Genomic DNA, 15448 nt, shown 5'->3' with positions numbered 1-15448 from the left:
TCGCCGCTTCGAGGCGGAGGAGGAAAACCATGACCGAATATCGGATGACCGGGCGCGTTCGGGGCACCCACCGGGTGCTGAAATTCCCCATCGTGGTGTTCGGCGTGGATCTTGTGCTCGCCATTGTGGGGATTCTGGCCGGGCACAACCCGGTGGTGCGCTGGGGAATCGCCGGTGTGGTGACGCTCTGCTGCCTCCTCGTGCTGGTGTTCAACGGGCTCTACCTGACCCGGCGCTCGCTGATCGTGGTGGGCTCGTTCCGGGTGCGCAGGATGCCGCGCGGATCGATCCAGAGGATTCGGGCGCTTGATTCACGCGGCGGCGTGCTGCTCGCGGTGGAGAGCGATGCCTGGACCGGGCTACGGCGGGTCACCGCGAGTTCGGTTGAGTCTGCATTCCGGGAGATCCGCGGTTGGATCGATGCGGAGTCGGGGGAACTCGGTGGGCGAAATCCCGAAGCCTCGGCGATCACCAAACGCTACCCGCGGCGCTCGATCATCCTGCTGAGGGACGCCATTGGGGACACCCTCCAACTCTCGGAGATTACCGCACCGGTGTTGGCCTACGCGTGGGAGGTCGGCGTGGTCTCACGCCAGGATGCGCTGGATCTCGCGGGCGACCTCTACGGCGGCGGCCTGATCGATGGCGACCCAGCAATGTTTGCACTGGTCGAGATGTGGGGCAGCGAACGCACCGAGTTCGAGGACTGGGTGCGCACCAACCGGCCCGAATCGGGCGAGCGTGACAAAACGCGGGCGCTGGTTGTCGGCTCGATTCTGCGCTACATCGACGAGCACTGGGGGGAGTTCCAGTTGCCGTGGTCCTGCGTGGAGATGCTGTTGTCCTCGGACGCAGACTATCTGGAACGGCACGGCTCACCGATCTGCGTGTACGAGGAGGTTCCCGAGTGGAGTAGCGAAGAGCCCGATGGTTTCTGGCACGATGGCGACGGCGATATTCCGTTACAGCAGGCGAACGCGCGTCTTGCGCTTCTCGAATTTGCTGAGGGCTTGAGCCGGATTTAGCTCGCCCGTATCCCGCACACATCTAGCCGAAAGACCGTTGACCCATGACCATCGATTACCCAGTGTTGGGAATCCTGATTCTCTCGATTTTCGCGCTCGTTGGTCTGTGTGGGCCGTTGATCCGCAAACCACGAGACAAGCCTGCACCGCGACCGGCAGACGATCATCGCATCATGCCAACGCCCGCGGAATTTGCCTTCTTCGCGCGGACCTACCGCCTCGACAAGGTGGGCATTCAGCAGGCCGTCGTCCTGGGGTGGATTACCGAGGATCAGGCCGCCGAGATCGCAGGGGAGCTCGATGCCGTACCCGGTTCCTCCGACACCGAGGATGCGCAGCGCTATCGGGTGTTCAAGATCGCGCTGGAAAGCGCGCTGCACACGTGGGACATCGCCGGGGGTGCGCGCGGCTGGCTCACCGATACCGCCGTGGCGCTCGGGCAGATACCGGTCTGGAACGTGATCGAGCGAGGGAGCGGGGAGGAAGAGATCGCACCTGAACTGAAGGTCAAGATTCAGGAGTGGCTCGCTCCGGCGGGCAACCCCTAATCCGGGATGTTCCCGCCCCGTCCCACGTTTCCCTGATCCCATCAGACTGGTCATTACCCCGAGAGATTGCGAGCCCTCCCAAATGTCGCTCATTCTGGACACCGACGATCCTGCGATCGAGTGGCCCCTGATCGCCTATGAGAGCGGCCTCCCCATGGTGGTTTCCGCTCCGGCCGCGCTGATCGACCTCTACGAGGACACCTGGTGGGACGAGGTGGATTTCTGCCTGGACGCGGCCGGCCATGTGATCAACCTGGAGATTGTGCCGGCTCCGGGCAGCCGTGAACAGGTGGTCGAGCGGGTGATCTTTACCGTGAGTGACAGGCGTGTGGACGTTCGCCGATTTGTGGACCTTGCCCTGATCGGAAGCGTGCCGACCGGCCGTCGTGGATGGCGGGGCCGCCGGGTGCGCACCCGCAGTGCGAGTACCCGCGAAGCCGCCGATATTTTTGACCTGAGTGATGCCGAGGCCTGGCGGCTCATGGTGGATCGGTTCGGGGTTCGTCTCACCCCGTGAATCGTGAGAGCGGTCGTCGAACGATCACCACATGATGCCGACCGCCGAAGAAAATGGTCCCAATGCGCGGAGCCATCAATCATCTCCCGGCTCTCTGCCTTCACCATGCCGTCACCCCGGCAGGAGAATTGAGGAAGAGGTCGCCGAAACCGCCGGGGTGCCCGTCCACGCTATTCTGTTCCCACCCGGATGATTCTTATCCCCACGAGATTGTGAACCCTCCCCGTATGTCGCCCATTTTGGATACCGATGATCCCTCGAACGGGTGGCCTGTCACTCCCTACGAGCCAGGAGTTTCCGCGATGCTCCCAGGTCTGGCCCAGCGGTTGGACCTCGTTGAGGACGTCTGGTGGGACGAGTGGGACATCCGTCGAATTGTCGATCTCTTTTCGGGCCGGCTCGGGCGCATCTTGGTGATGGGGTAGGTCAGATATGCCATTTGCAGGTTTTTTCGTCCTGTCAGTTTTCCACACCATTCGCGAAGCGGTCGCGTACATCACCGGGTCCCTGATGGATCTCCTGTTCGGGATCCGTGGAAGACGAGCGTCATCATTCGAGCCCGTGCCCACCGGGCTGGGTCTCGAGCTTGCCCTGCGGTCAAGACGCATTTCCGCCGGCGAATTCGCGCGGTGTCGGGACATGGGGTGGGTTGCGCCACGGGACATCGATCGCCTTCGCAAACGGGCACCGGAGTTCATCTCCGTGCAAGAAATCTCGGGAAGTCGCGCTGTCGCATCGGACCAGGCGATGTTTCGCCTGGTGCTGCGCAACGCTCTCGGACAGTGGGGTCGGCATCGCGAGATGCGGTCCTCGCTCACCGGAGTCGCCGAAGAGCTCGGAGTCCTTCCCCTGTGGCAGACCATCGCGCACGACACCGACACCCGTCCAAACGCGCGAGCGCTCAGGACGAGCATTGTGCGCTATCTGGATTCGGAAATCGGCACCCCGGCATGATCACCCCGGGAGACGATGTCCGAAGTATGCGCACCGACGATCAAACGGGAGGCTAGGCCATGTTTCTCCTTGGCCTGATCCAGTTTGTATTCGGCATGCTGATTGCGCTGATTCAGATTCTGGTGGACACCGTGGCTCGGGTGGTGTTCCGGTCGAAGCCAAGTAGCACCACGCTTGTCCTTGCCCCGTGCGGCCTGCGGCTGGAAATCGAGGTGCGTTCGGGCCGGATTACGCCGGGGGAGGTGCGCCGAATGCGGGAACTCGAGTGGGTGGATGCGGCCGATCTGGGCCAGCTGGGGGAACGACTCCCACGCATCATGAATGAGGTCTCGGCCCGGGGTGAATCCGACCTGGTGAGCGATGCAGCACTGTTTCGCATCGTTCTGCGGCAGGCGCTGCGGCAGTGGTCCCGGCACCGTCATATGCGTTCCAGCCTGGGGGAGCTGGCCCAGGCGCTGGACAGCCTGCCCGAGTGGAACGGGATGCTCCGGAACTCGGGCACTCGCGAGAACTCCCGCGCCCTGAAATCCAACATCACCGCCTTCCTCGCCGAGGGCAGAACGGAGTTCCCACATGGCTGAGCCCAGGGCTTGGGACACCCTCATTGAGGGCGGGATCGTCTGGGGAACCGTGGACGACTGGCACGGTACGGTGATCGCGACCGGACGACTCCTCTCGCACAGCTTTATTGGAAAGACACCTCGGGATGATGGTCTGGTGGTCGATATCCTGTGGCTGGATTCCCCCGGAGACCTGATGTTTGATGTGGGCACCTGGCATCGTAGCGATGGACTGATGGACCGTCTCATCCCGGCGCCGGCGGCGGATACTGACGCGCTCATCAGTATGATTTTCGACTCGGATTTTCGTCCCCGGCTCCTACCCGTAAGCCCGGCCGGACAGGCCTGGCTGGACGCGTGCGTGGAGTCCTCGGTGCTGATGACCGGGCTTGCGGGTGGAACACCGGAAGTCAGAAACGAGACTCGATTCCTCGGTGAGATCGTTGAGGCCTACCGGGACGGAACCCTCGCCATCGAGGATGCGGTGGCCGCGGTCGAGGCGGAGAGCTTGAAGCGCTATCCCGGTGTGCGGTGGTACTTTGCTCCGCGGGGGTTTCGCGCTCGCCGCCGCCACCTCAAGGCCCGTAAAAAACTGAACCAGGACGTGTGGGCTGGATCATTGATCCGCATCGCCTCGGCGGTCACCGGGGTACACTCTGCCCTAAGGCAGGCGCTGGAGGGTGAGGTCGAATCCACGCGGGAAACGCTGGGGCGGATTATTGATTCGGACCCGACCTGGCACGATCCCGAGTTGCCGGCGATCATCGCCCGGGCCGCACGTGCCCGGATGCTCGCGGGCGGCGGCCCGAACCCGACGGCGGCGGGGGATTCGTGATGATCTTCCAGTCGCGGCGGACTCGTCGGCCTATTTACTGTGCCCTGGCCTTCATCGTCGATGAGGACGCACCCGGTTTTGATCCCGCCTTCGCGCGCGAGGCTACCGACCGGGACTATTTTGGGCTGTATTCCTAACCCTCGCACTAATTCCGAGTTGTTATCCGAATTTAATAATTGCGGACGTGATCCGGACGTAGGCTGAACCCAGATCGTCGTCCCGAGACGCTTCGGGACGACAGAAGGAGAGGGGAACCATGACAGACCTGGAAACCGCCACCGCCCGCATCGCCGCACTCGAAGCAGAGCTGGCCGAGCTGCGTGCGGAAAAGGAACTCGCGGCGAAAAACACCGAGCTGTTTGACCGGATGGACTTCGACGCCTACAGCACCCACGACTGGTCGCTCTTTCGCGACCTGCACTCCGACGCCCCCGACGTGGTGATGCCCGACGGCACCGCCGTGCACGACCTCGATGCCCACGTGGGTGACATGCAGTTTATGGTGTCGTTCATGCCGGATGCCCGGGTGCTTTCGCATCCGATCAAGGTCGCCCAGGGAGACTGGACCGCCGTGGTCGGAGTGACCGCGGGCACCTTCACCGCGCCGATGATCCTCCCCGACGGCACTCGGGTCGAACCCACCGGGAAACGGCTGGAACTGCAGATGGCAACGTTCGCACGCTGGGAGAACGGACGCATCGCCCAGGAAATCCTGTTCTGGGACAACACGCTCTTCAATACTCAGCTGGGCCTCTAGCCGCACGGCGCGTGGGTCGTCGCAGAGACATGGCGGTCCACTCATGCGGCATACTGTTCGCGTGACTCGAATCAAATACGCCGGCCTATCGGGGCGACTGGCGATGCTCGGGTGGAGCGTTGTCGTTCTGGTGTTCCCCGCGTTCGCTCCCGCCTCGAACCCAGTTACGCAGCACGTGACCTGGATCATCGCTCTCGTTCTGTGCTGCATGGGTCTCATCTCGGCCGCCCTGATTGGCGTATATGTCACACGGCGAAGCGTGGTCATGATTGGTCTCACTCGGGTCAGTGTGTTTCCGCTGGAGACCCTGGAACGATTCGGGACCGTGCACACATACTCCGCGTTCAGAAATGATGTGCTGTGGAATGGACTGGTTCCGACCGTAACAGTCACGGGCGGTGGCCGCACTCGTTCCTTCGTGACAAACGTGCATTTTGCCCGCCACTCTGCACACATTGTGGCTCAGGGGCGAACGCTCATCAACCAGCGCCGAGTTGAGCTGGGTGTCGAGCCGCTAGCCGGTCAGGGATGGGATGCTGTGCAGCAGGAGTCGGCTCCCGATACACACTAGGTTTGCCGCTGAGCAGGTCCGCTCCGCCCTCGGCGAAACCGCGGAAAAACGCGGCGAGTCTGAGCGTGGAATATGAATTCCACGATTCCGGGGGATAGGTGCTGGGATCAGCATATGTACGGTCTTAGACTGATCCTGTGTCAAACCTTGGAGAAAACCGCAAGCCGGCGGTAAAGCCGGATGGCGTATCGCGCGCGAGCGCTCCCGCGCCGAGCGAGAGTGTGACCGAATCGCTGCCTCGCGGGATTCGGATCGCCGGTGCCTGGTCCTGGCGTCTACTCGCCCTGGTGGCGATCATCGTGGTGGCTGTGTTGGCCATTGTTGAGCTGCGCCTGATCGTGATTCCGATCCTGATCGCAATCCTGATCGCCTCGCTGGTGATGCCGCTGCAGAATCTGCTGCGCCGATGGCATGTGCCCCGTGTGCTGGCCACGATCATCACCCTGCTGGTCACGATAGCCGTGGTGGTGGGCCTGTTCTACCTGGCGATCACGCAGATCTCGGCGCAGTCGGGCGAGGTCAAGGACCGTGCGGTTGAGGGCTACCAGTCGCTACGCGAGTGGCTCAAGGTCTCCCCGCTCCACCTTGATGACACCCAGATCAACGAGTATCTGGGCCAGCTTTGGAACATCATCAAGGAGAACAATAAGGCGATCTGGACCGGGGCTCTCTCGGTCGGATCCACCGTGGGCCATGTGGCCGCCGGCGCCCTGCTGACGATCTTCTCCCTCCTCTTCTTTCTCCTGGACGGACCCGGCATCTGGCGCTGGGTAGTCCGCCTGATGCCGCGTAACGCCCGCGCGGCCATCGACGGTGCCGGCCGGGACGGCTGGCGTGCACTCGCCAACTACTCGCGGACGCAGATGCTCGTGGCGGCGATGGACGCGGTGGGAATCGCGGCCGGTGCGGCCATCCTCGGGGTGCCGATGGCAATCCCGATCGGTGTGCTGGTTTTCCTCGGCGCGTTCATCCCGTTTGTGGGTGCGATTCTCACCGGAACCATCGCGGTGTTCCTCGCCCTGGTTTACAACGGCCCCTGGCAGGCGCTGGGCATGCTCATCATCATTGTGGGAATCCAGCAGCTTGAGGGACACGTGTTCCAGCCCATTCTGATGGGTAACGCCGTCAAGCTGCACCCGCTTGCCGTGGTCCTCGTGGTGACCGCCGGTGCGCTGGTGGCCGGGATCCCCGGTGCGCTCTTCGCCGTTCCGCTGGCGGCAGTGGTCAACGAGATGACGCGCTATATCGCCGGGGGACGCTGGCGTACACCACCCGCCGGGGACCGCTCCGACGGCGGTGACGACGGCGATGACCCCGCCATTACCGACGGGGCCAATTCCGAGTCGGAGAATCGCGAGCAGGGTGAAGACGATGCCGCGACCGTCCCGAGCGATGGATCCGCAACCGCCGATACATCCACGGAAAAGACCCCGGGCTCGGATGAGCCCAGCGAACGCTAACCCAACCTGTTGACGAAGTTAGGTGCGTCTACGCACCGGGAGAAATACGTTATGAGCACCATCCCCGGACCCACTCCGGCCGAACTCGAGGCAGCCCGCGAGGTTGTCAGCCGCGTCGCCGAGGTCACCCCGATGGAGTCCTCGCGCTTCCTGGCCGAGCTCCTCGGGTTTCCCGTCCACATGAAGTGCGAAAACCTGCAGCGCACCGGATCGTACAAGATTCGTGGTGCCTACAACCGCATCTCGGCGCTGACCGAGGAGGAGCGTGCCCGCGGTGTGGTCGCCGCCTCCGCCGGAAATCACGCACAGGGGGTCGCCCTCGCCGCCCGCGAGCTCGGCATCGGGGCCACGATCTTCATGCCCAAGGGTGTGCCGCTGCCCAAGCTCCAGGCCACCCGCAACTACGGTGCCCAGGTGCGCCTGGACGGCCACAGCGTCGAGGAACTGCTGCGCGCCGCCGCCGAATATGCCGAGCAGACCGGTGCGATCTTCATCCCGCCCTTTGACCACGCCGACGTGATCGCCGGCCAGGGCACCCTGGGCCTGGAAATCTTCGACCAGGTGCCCGAGGCCGAGACCATCATCGTGCCGATCGGTGGGGGCGGCCTCATCTCCGGTGTCGCCGCCGCGGCCAAGCACCGCGCGGCCGCCGAGGGACGCGAGATTCGGGTGATCGGCGTGCAGGCTGCCAATTCGGCACCGTATCCGGTGTCGCTGGAGGCGGGCGAGGTCACCACGATCAAGACCAGCCCGACCATCGCCGACGGAATCGCCGTCGCGCGTCCGGGCGCGCTGAACTTCGAGATCATCAAGGAACTCGTGGACGAGGTGGTGACGGTCACCGAGGACGACATCGCCCGTGCCCTGGTTGTCCTTCTGGAGCGCGCCAAGCTCGTGGTGGAGCCCGCGGGTGCCGTGGGGGTGGCGGCGATCCTCGCTGGGCACGTGCACGCCACCGGTCCGACAGTGGTGATCCTCTCCGGCGGAAACATCGACCCGATGCTGATGCAGACCGTGGTCAGCCACGGCCTGGTGGCGTCGGACCGCTACCTGACGCTGAGCATCCCGCTGCCGGATCGTCCCGGTCAGCTGGCACGGATCTCCGAGCTGATCGCCCATGCCAATGCCAACGTGATCGAGGTGCTGCACACTCGTCACGGTAGCGGTCTGCAGATCGGTCAGGTTGAGCTCAAGATCAGCGTCGAAACCCGTGGCTCCGAGCACCGTGACCTGGTGCTTGACACCCTGCGGGAGGCCGGCTATGAGCCGCGGATCGGCGACGCCGAGGCGCGCCGCTAGGAACCATACGCACGCAAAAGGCGGACATCCAGGATCTGGATGTCCGCCTTTTGCTCGTGGCGACCGGCCGTGGGGCGCGGCGGCCCGGTGATCTTATTCGCCGGTGTAGGTGTCTACGCCGGTGATTTCCACCGAGATGTCGCGGCCGTTCGGCGCCTGATACGTGGTCTTCTCACCGATCTTTAGACCGATGATCGCGGCACCCAGCGGGCTGGACTCGCTGTAGACGTCGAGCTCCGAGTTTGCGGCGATCTCGCGGCTTCCCAGCAGGAAGCGCTCCTCGTCCCCGGCGATGATTGCCGAGATGACGGTGCCGGGCTCAACCACGCCGTTGGACTGCGGGGCTTCGCCCACGACGGCGTCGCGCAGCATCGCGGTCAGCGTGCGAATGCGCGCCTCCTGCTTGCCCTGCTCGTCCTTGGCGGCGTGGTAGCCGCCATTTTCCTTGAGGTCGCCCTCTTCGCGGGCGGCCTCGATACGCTTGGCAATTTCCTCACGACCGGTGGTGGAGAGTGCTTCCAACTCAGCGGCGAGCCGATCGAAGGTTTCCTGGGTCAGGAACGAGACCTGAGTGTCGTCAGCCATCGTGAACTCCTCAATACATAAAGGGGCGCCCCGACAGTGTCGAGGCGCCAAGAACCAACCCGCGATATGGCGGGTTTTGATTGAGCCTAGGGGAGCCCCAGACTAAACGCAAGCCGTGTGCGCGAACACGCGGCGATTATGACGCTTCGGGAATCCAGCAGTTCTTGACGATGCCGGTGGTGGCCAGCTGGGTCGTCTTCAGGTGCTGGGTGAACTGGCGAACCGGCACGGTTGCCGGGTCCAGTTCGATGATCTTCCAGCCCACCACGGTGAACTGCGGATCCAGGGCCTGGAGTGCACACTCGACCCGGGTGTTCTCGGGGGCGGTGACCTGGAAGGTGATCTGAACGTTGTGTTCGTCGATCACGATGTGTGCGGTATCGCGGGACTCCAGTGAGGCGCTCGGGCCGTCCAGCGCACCCCACACCACCCAGGCACCGAGCACCACGGCAAACGCGGCGGCGGCGATCACCAGGATGCGGCGGTCACGCTTTCCGGTGCGCTTGGTACGTCCATAGCGCTGATCCAGAGCACTCTCCGGAGCACTGGTGGCCTGGCCACTGGGAAGACTCATCAACTCACACCCGTTCAAAGCATTAGTACACTTGATTCTAGGCTAGTCGCTTCCGGACCCGTGTGTGATCCACCGACCGACGAACCGGCCATTTCAGCGGAGGAGAGAACAACCCGTGGCACCACGACTTCTGGCGGTACACGCCCACCCCGACGACGAGTCCAGCAAGGGATCGGCAACCCTCGCCTCCTACCGCCATCGCGGGTACGAGGTCATGGTGGTCTCCTGCACCGGGGGCGAACGCGGAGATATCCAGAACCCGTACATCGAGCGCAAGGCGCTGGGGGAGCGCGATCTTCCGGGTCTGCGCCGCCTGGAGATGGCCGAGGCCGCCTCGATCCTGGATATCCAGCACCGCTGGCTGGGCTACTACGACTCGGGGATGCCGAGCGAGGACGGCACGGTGCCTCCGGGCAGCTTTGCCTCCATCCCGCTGGAGATCTCGGCCGAGCCGCTGGTACGCCTGATCCGCGAGTATCGTCCGCACGTGATCACGACCTATGACGAAAACGGTGGGTATCCGCACCCGGACCACATCCGCACCAACCAGATCGCCGAGTACGCCTTCGAGGCCGCCGCCGACCCCACCCGCTATCCCGAAGCGGGCCCGGCCTGGCAGATCTCCAAGCTCTACTACGATCAGATCTTCAACCCCGCCCGGGTGCGCGCCAACCTGGCCGAGCTGCGCGCGGGATCCCCGGACCCCGACGAGCTTGCGGCCCTGGAGGAGCGGATGGCCTGGATCAGCGACCGTCCCGATCGCGCCACGACCCACGTCGAGGTGGGCGACTTCTTCGAGCGTCGCGATGCCGCCCTGCGCGCCCACGCCTGCCAGGTCCCGCCGGACTCGGGCTTTTTCTTCTGGGATAATGATTTACAGCGTCGCGCGTGGCCGTACGAGGACTTCGAGCTTGCTCGCAGCGTCGTCCCCACCACCATCCCCGAAAGCGACCTGTTCGCCGGAATTGAGGACCTCTCATGAGCCTGACATCGATCATCGTGAACCTGGCGACCACCCCCTCGCCGGTTCCCAGCCCCACGACCCCCGACGAGAACCTGGTAACCCCGGGTGTGGGCGGATTTGTTGTGGTGATTCTCATCATCCTGGTCGCGTTCCTGCTGATCTTCGACATGGTTCGTCGGGTCCGTCGGGTCAACTACCGCGCCGAGATCGTCGAGCGTCTGGAGGCCGAGAAGGCCGAGCTGGATGCGGCCGAGGAAGCCAAGCGGGCTGGCGCGATCCGCAGCATCCCGGACGCTCCGGAAGAACCCAAGAACTAGTAATAACCACAAAAGCCCGGTGATCTTCATCACCGGGCTTTTGTGGTTGTGGGGTATTACATCGGGGGCATCAGCACCGAGTCCACCAGGTACACGGTGGCGTTGGCGGTCTTGACGCCACCGCAGATGACCGAGGCGTCGCCGACCTTGAGGTCGTTACCCGAACCGGTCACGGTCAGGTCCTGACCCTCAACGGTCTTGTGGGTGCCGGCGATCTGGTCCGGGAGGATCTGGCCGGGAACCACGTGGTAGGTGAGGATCTTGGTCAGCAGATCGGAGTTGGTCTTCAGGGTGTCGATGGTTGCCGGATCGATCTTGGCAAACGCGTCATCCACCGGAGCGAAGACGGTGAACTCGGAACCGTTCAGGGTGTCCACCAGGTTCACGTTGGGGTTCAGCTTGCCCGAGACGGCGGCCACGAGGGTCTTCAGCAGCGGGTTGTTCGAGGCGGCGACGGCCACCGGGTCCTGAGCCATACCCACGATCGAACCGGCACCGTCCGGGACGGCCTTGGCGTAGGCGGCGCAGCCGGGGCCCACGAGGTTCTTGGTCAGTGCGGCATCGGGGCTGGTGGTTGCGGAGGGCTTCTCACTCGACGCCGAGTTGGAAGCGCTCGGGCTCGCCGAGGGCGAGGAGGCTGCGGAACAGCCGGTGAGCGCGAACAGGGACAGGGCTGCGAGAGTGGTCGCGGTGAAAAGCGCGTTACGGGTCTTCATGATCGTCTCCTGACGGTTGATGTGGTGCGAGGGGCTCCCGGTGCTGTCAGCGGCGGGAGATGTCAGGGGTTCGGAGCCCCTCCAGATTCGGATGGGAAAAAAGTCAAAAAACTTTTTGAGACCCGGATTCTCGCGGAAAACTGGGACATCCAATCCGTTTGAGGGTTGGTGCCGAACCACTGCCAGACGCTGCCCCATCCCCGGGGCACAGAAGGGGTGGGTGACATGCTCACATTGGCTTTGATCGGGGTGGTGGGAGGTCTCATCACCGGGATCTCCCCGTGCATCCTGCCGGTACTGCCGGTCATCTTTTTCTCCGGCGGCGCGCAGAGCGCCCGGAACCCCGACGGAACCGAGGGCGAAGCGGCCCCGGTTAAGGAAGCCTCACGCTGGCGTCCCTACCAGGTGGTGGCCGGACTGGTCCTGAGCTTCAGCATCTTTACCCTGCTGGGCTCGCTGATCCTGAACCTGCTCGGCCTCCCGCAGGACGTGCTGCGCTGGGCCGCACTGATCGTCCTGGTCCTGATCGGGCTGGGCCTCATTTTCGAACCGCTGCAGCACCTGCTGGAGCGTCCCTTCGCCCGCTTCCCGCAGCGAGCGATCAGCCCCAAGCGCCGCGGATTCGGACTGGGCCTCGCGCTCGGTGCCGTCTATGTTCCGTGTGCCGGGCCGATCCTCGCCGCCATCACCGTGGCGGGATCGACCGGGAAAATCGGCTGGGAAACGGTGGTTCTGACCGTATCCTTTGCGGTCGGTACCTCGATCCCGCTGCTCTTCTTCGCCCTGGCCGGCCGCCGCGTGGCCGAGCGGGTCAAGGCGTTCCGCACCCGGCAGAAGGCCATCCGGATCACCGGCGGTGTGCTGATGATCGCGCTGGCCATCGGCCTGGTCTTCAACGTGCCCCAGGCCCTGCAGCGCCTGATCCCCGACTACACCGCGGGGCTGCAGGACGGATTCAACAACTCCGAGCAGGTCAAGTCCCTGGACCTCGGCGGTCTGGTGACCGACGAAAACAAGGACCTGTCCAAGTGCTCAAACGGTTCCGATGTGCTGCAGAGCTGTGGCCCGGCCCCGGCGCTGCGCGGGATCGATCAGTGGTTCAACACCGCCGATGACAAGCCGATTGCGCTGAGCGATCTGCGCGGCAAGGTGGTACTGGTGGACTTCTGGGCCTACTCCTGCATCAACTGCCTGCGTTCGGTCCCGCACGTGAGTGCCTGGGCTAAGGCGTATCAGGATGCCGGACTCACGGTGATCGGCGTGCACTCCCCGGAGTATGCGTTCGAGAAGGTGCCGGAGAATGTGGCGGCGGCGATCAAGGAGCAGGGGATCACCTACCCGGTGGCCCTGGACAACCAGCTCTCCACCTGGACCGCGTACCGCAACCGCTACTGGCCGGCCCACTACCTGATCGACGCATCGGGTACCGTACGCCAGATTCAGTTTGGTGAGGGCGGCTATGCGACCACCGAGAAGCTGATCCGCGAACTGCTGACTCAGACCACTCCCGACGTGAAGCTCCCGGCGATGACCGAGACGGCCGACGACACCCCGAAGGCCGGTTCGACCACCCCGGAGACCTACCTGAGCCCCACCAAGATGGTGAACTTCGGCGGAACCGAACCGTACTCGATCGGGACCTCGACCTTCGCCTTCCCCGAGAAGCTTGCCAAGGACACGTTTGCGCTGGATGGGTCCTGGACCCTGACCAGCCAGGGCATCTCCAGTACCGAGGGATCGATCAAGCTGGCCTATACGGCGCAGCAGATCCGGATGGTGCTGGGCGGATCGGGCACGGTCACGGTGACCGATAAGAACGGGACAAAAACCATTCCGGTATCCGGGCCTCCGGGATCCTATGAGATCTTCTCCTCGAAGAAATCCGATACCGGAGAGCTCAAAGTCACGGTGGGAGCGGGAGTCGATGCGTACTCGTTTACGTTTGGATAGCCCGAACTCCCCGCCCTTTCGGACGCTCGGCTCGGAGCCACATTCGAGCGATACCGTTCCCGCGCAGACCCCGCCCCCGGCGGCGGGGTCTCGCCCCGGAATGGGAAATGTGACACCGATTCGATCGCGTGTCTCCCCGGAACGGGCCGATGTTTGGGAGACTAGCGACATGTCCCTCGAACATTCGGCCGCCGACCCCGCGTCGCTGCGTTCCTCCACAGACCGGGAATCCCTCCCGGATTCCACAGATATTGCGGTCAGGGCGCGCGGCTTCCTGCTCCGGGTGCAGGGTGGAGATCGGGAAGCATTCGCCTCCCTCTACGATCTCTTCGTGTCCCGGGTGCTGGGCCTAGTGCGGCACGTGCTCGTGGATCACGCCCAGGCGGAGGAGGTGACGCAGGAGGTGTTCCTGGAGGTGTGGCAGCGCGCATCCACGTTTGATCCCGAACGGGGCAGCGTGAGCGGCTGGCTGATGACCCTGGCGCATCGCCGGGCGATCGATCGGGTTCGCGCCTCCCAGGCCGGACGCAACCGGGATGAACGCATCGGCATCCGCGACCTCCCGATTCCGGTGGACGAGGTGGCCGAGACCGTGGAAACCCGGGTCGAGCACACGCGGGTCGAACGAGCCCTTGGGCACCTGAGCCCGCCGCAGCGCGAGGCGGTACTGCTCGCCTACTACGAGGGCTTCACCCAGACGGAGATCGCCGAGCGGCTGAAGATCCCCCTGGGAACCGTGAAAACACGAATTCGCGATGGCATGATCAAATTACGACAGATTTTAGGCGAGGAGGTGACAGCATGACCACCACAAACATGACCCCCGAGGAGCGCGAAAGCCTCGCGGCCGGCTTTGCGCTGGACGCGCTGGACGCCGAGGAAACTCGTGTCGCCCAGGCACTCCTGAATAGTGACCCGGCCTTTGCCGCCGAGGTGGCCTCATTCGATTCCGTGACCGATGGGCTGGCCGCACTGGTGGCTCCCGCGGTGCCCTCCGCCGCGCTGCGCGGAAGCATTCTGGATGCGATCCAGACGCTGCCGCAGCAGGGAGCGCAGGGCACCGAGGCAACCGTTGGTTCGGCGGTGCCGAGCGGAACCCCGACGGTGGCTTCTGTGGTAGCTTCGCCGGCTGCGGCTGCGGCTGCGGCTGAGTCCTCGGCCGACACCGCAGTATCAGGGTCCGCATCATCCGCGCCGGCCGATTCGGTGGCCCCCGTGGTCCCGTCGACCCGCACCGTCGAGTCCACCCCGGTGACCCGGGCCCGCGGGTCCAGGTTGCGAGGGGTTCGGCTGCTGACCGGTGTGCTCGCCGCGGTGCTGCTGGTTGTCGCCGGTGTGGGCCTCGGCCGCAGCGTGTTTGCCCCCACGGTCGCCCCCGAGGCCAGCGATCACACGCTCACCTCGCTGCTGGCCTCGGCCGATCTGCAGCGCTCCTCGACGCCGGTTACCGGCGGCGGCACCGCAACCGTGGTGTGGTCACCCGATCATGCCCGGGCCGCGATTGCGACCAGCGATCTGCCCGAGCTGGGCAAGGACCGGGTCCTGGAACTCTGGCTGATCGATGGTTCGGGTGCCCGCGCCGCCGGGACCTTCACACCCGGAGACTCGGGAGTCACCTGGACCCTGTTGGATGGCACACTCAAACCGGGAGACAGCGTCGGCATGACAGTCGAGCCCAAGGGCGGCTCAAAGGCGCCCACGACCGATCCGATTCTGGTGGTGGGTACCAGCACCAGCTAGCCCCGGTGGTCGCGCACTGGATGCCCCGGCGCTCACGCACATGCGTTCGTGAGTGTCGGGGCGTCGTTGCAAACGG

Annotated in this window: 18 protein-coding genes; 15 read left to right on the top strand and 3 right to left on the bottom strand. The window is 64.4% G+C overall.

Annotated elements, in window-relative coordinates; genetic code table 11:
* Positions 1-29 precede the first annotated feature (29 nt).
* The 10 genes from D9V34_RS13535 (at position 30) to ilvA (ending at position 8526) form a co-directional block, all read left to right on the top strand.
* Positions 30-1025, top strand: coding sequence for a hypothetical protein (locus D9V34_RS13535; protein ID WP_121687131.1), 996 nt, complete (start codon positions 30-32; stop codon positions 1023-1025).
* 44 nt (positions 1026-1069) lie between these two features.
* A complete protein-coding gene (locus tag D9V34_RS13530; RefSeq protein WP_183091791.1) occupies positions 1070-1573 on the top strand; it encodes a hypothetical protein in 504 nt (167 codons plus the stop codon).
* 82 nt (positions 1574-1655) lie between these two features.
* Entirely contained in the window at positions 1656-2090 is a 435-nt protein-coding gene (locus tag D9V34_RS13525) for a hypothetical protein (protein WP_121687129.1), read from the top strand.
* Between the two features lie 432 nt (positions 2091-2522).
* The gene (locus D9V34_RS17625) at positions 2523-3044 is read left to right on the top strand and encodes a hypothetical protein (RefSeq protein WP_147441580.1); all 522 of its coding nucleotides are present in this window, start codon (positions 2523-2525) and stop codon (positions 3042-3044) included.
* Positions 3045-3103: 59 nt separating this feature from the next.
* Positions 3104-3625, top strand: coding sequence for a hypothetical protein (locus tag D9V34_RS13515; protein ID WP_121687127.1), 522 nt, complete (start codon positions 3104-3106; stop codon positions 3623-3625).
* Positions 3618-4439: a hypothetical protein gene (locus D9V34_RS13510; protein WP_121687126.1), complete on the top strand. Its 822-nt coding sequence runs from the start codon at positions 3618-3620 to the stop codon at positions 4437-4439. The genes D9V34_RS13515 and D9V34_RS13510 overlap by 8 nt, the downstream gene beginning before the upstream one ends.
* A gap of 256 nt (positions 4440-4695) precedes the next feature.
* Positions 4696-5196, top strand: coding sequence for an ester cyclase (locus D9V34_RS13505; RefSeq protein ID WP_121687125.1), 501 nt, complete (start codon positions 4696-4698; stop codon positions 5194-5196).
* A gap of 61 nt (positions 5197-5257) precedes the next feature.
* Positions 5258-5767 (top strand): hypothetical protein, encoded by a 510-nt coding sequence (locus D9V34_RS13500; RefSeq protein ID WP_147441579.1) that lies wholly within the window; start codon positions 5258-5260, stop codon positions 5765-5767.
* Positions 5768-5904: 137 nt separating this feature from the next.
* Positions 5905-7227 (top strand): AI-2E family transporter, encoded by a 1323-nt coding sequence (locus D9V34_RS13495; protein WP_121687123.1) that lies wholly within the window; start codon positions 5905-5907, stop codon positions 7225-7227.
* Between the two features lie 51 nt (positions 7228-7278).
* Positions 7279-8526 (top strand): threonine ammonia-lyase, encoded by a 1248-nt coding sequence (gene ilvA, locus D9V34_RS13490; protein ID WP_121687122.1) that lies wholly within the window; start codon positions 7279-7281, stop codon positions 8524-8526.
* A 93-nt stretch (positions 8527-8619) separates the two neighbouring features.
* Here the strand turns inward: ilvA and greA are convergent, their stop codons facing one another.
* Positions 8620-9111, bottom strand: a complete 492-nt coding sequence (greA, locus tag D9V34_RS13485) for a transcription elongation factor GreA (RefSeq protein ID WP_121687121.1) — start codon at positions 9109-9111, stop codon at positions 8620-8622.
* Between the two features lie 136 nt (positions 9112-9247).
* Complete coding sequence (locus D9V34_RS13480; RefSeq protein ID WP_051701606.1) at positions 9248-9685, bottom strand: DUF4307 domain-containing protein; 438 nt, start codon at positions 9683-9685, stop codon at positions 9248-9250.
* Positions 9686-9800: 115 nt separating this feature from the next.
* Here D9V34_RS13480 and mca point away from each other — a divergent pair, with 115 nt between their 5' ends.
* Positions 9801-10667: a mycothiol conjugate amidase Mca gene (gene mca / locus D9V34_RS13475; RefSeq protein ID WP_183091790.1), complete on the top strand. Its 867-nt coding sequence runs from the start codon at positions 9801-9803 to the stop codon at positions 10665-10667.
* Positions 10664-10966 (top strand): hypothetical protein, encoded by a 303-nt coding sequence (locus D9V34_RS13470; RefSeq protein ID WP_183091789.1) that lies wholly within the window; start codon positions 10664-10666, stop codon positions 10964-10966. Before mca ends, D9V34_RS13470 begins: the two co-directional genes overlap by 4 nt.
* Positions 10967-11022: 56 nt before the next feature.
* Here the strand turns inward: D9V34_RS13470 and D9V34_RS13465 are convergent, their stop codons facing one another.
* Complete coding sequence (locus D9V34_RS13465; protein ID WP_121687308.1) at positions 11023-11682, bottom strand: fasciclin domain-containing protein; 660 nt, start codon at positions 11680-11682, stop codon at positions 11023-11025.
* Between the two features lie 225 nt (positions 11683-11907).
* Here D9V34_RS13465 and D9V34_RS13460 point away from each other — a divergent pair, with 225 nt between their 5' ends.
* From D9V34_RS13460 to D9V34_RS13450, 3 genes are all read left to right on the top strand, one after another.
* A complete protein-coding gene (locus D9V34_RS13460; protein ID WP_121687120.1) occupies positions 11908-13632 on the top strand; it encodes a cytochrome c biogenesis protein DipZ in 1725 nt (574 codons plus the stop codon).
* 169 nt (positions 13633-13801) lie between these two features.
* A complete protein-coding gene (gene sigK / locus D9V34_RS13455) occupies positions 13802-14437 on the top strand; it encodes an ECF RNA polymerase sigma factor SigK (protein ID WP_081863893.1) in 636 nt (211 codons plus the stop codon).
* Positions 14434-15372, top strand: coding sequence for an anti-sigma factor domain-containing protein (locus D9V34_RS13450; protein ID WP_121687119.1), 939 nt, complete (start codon positions 14434-14436; stop codon positions 15370-15372). The genes sigK and D9V34_RS13450 overlap by 4 nt, the downstream gene beginning before the upstream one ends.
* The last annotated feature ends 76 nt before the right edge of the window (positions 15373-15448 follow it).

Source organism: Mycetocola lacteus (genome assembly GCF_003667575.1).
Lineage (GTDB): Bacteria > Actinomycetota > Actinomycetes > Actinomycetales > Microbacteriaceae > Mycetocola > Mycetocola lacteus.
The sequence above is the reverse complement of the archived record's forward strand: the minus strand, read 5'-3'. Positions and strand labels throughout refer to the sequence as shown.

Coding starts and splice junctions, on each gene's coding strand:
- D9V34_RS13505 (WP_121687125.1), top strand. CDS start 4,696: ATGACAGACCTGGAAACCGCCACCGCCCGCATCGCCGCACTCGAAGCA.
- D9V34_RS13465 (WP_121687308.1), bottom strand. CDS start 11,682: ATGAAGACCCGTAACGCGCTTTTCACCGCGACCACTCTCGCAGCCCTG.
- D9V34_RS13525 (WP_121687129.1), top strand. CDS start 1,656: ATGTCGCTCATTCTGGACACCGACGATCCTGCGATCGAGTGGCCCCTG.
- D9V34_RS13530 (WP_183091791.1), top strand. CDS start 1,070: ATGACCATCGATTACCCAGTGTTGGGAATCCTGATTCTCTCGATTTTC.
- D9V34_RS13470 (WP_183091789.1), top strand. CDS start 10,664: ATGAGCCTGACATCGATCATCGTGAACCTGGCGACCACCCCCTCGCCG.
- ilvA (WP_121687122.1), top strand. CDS start 7,279: ATGAGCACCATCCCCGGACCCACTCCGGCCGAACTCGAGGCAGCCCGC.
- D9V34_RS13480 (WP_051701606.1), bottom strand. CDS start 9,685: ATGAGTCTTCCCAGTGGCCAGGCCACCAGTGCTCCGGAGAGTGCTCTG.
- D9V34_RS13460 (WP_121687120.1), top strand. CDS start 11,908: ATGCTCACATTGGCTTTGATCGGGGTGGTGGGAGGTCTCATCACCGGG.
- greA (WP_121687121.1), bottom strand. CDS start 9,111: ATGGCTGACGACACTCAGGTCTCGTTCCTGACCCAGGAAACCTTCGAT.
- D9V34_RS13515 (WP_121687127.1), top strand. CDS start 3,104: ATGTTTCTCCTTGGCCTGATCCAGTTTGTATTCGGCATGCTGATTGCG.
- D9V34_RS13535 (WP_121687131.1), top strand. CDS start 30: ATGACCGAATATCGGATGACCGGGCGCGTTCGGGGCACCCACCGGGTG.
- sigK (WP_081863893.1), top strand. CDS start 13,802: ATGTCCCTCGAACATTCGGCCGCCGACCCCGCGTCGCTGCGTTCCTCC.
- D9V34_RS13510 (WP_121687126.1), top strand. CDS start 3,618: ATGGCTGAGCCCAGGGCTTGGGACACCCTCATTGAGGGCGGGATCGTC.
- D9V34_RS17625 (WP_147441580.1), top strand. CDS start 2,523: ATGCCATTTGCAGGTTTTTTCGTCCTGTCAGTTTTCCACACCATTCGC.
- D9V34_RS13450 (WP_121687119.1), top strand. CDS start 14,434: ATGACCACCACAAACATGACCCCCGAGGAGCGCGAAAGCCTCGCGGCC.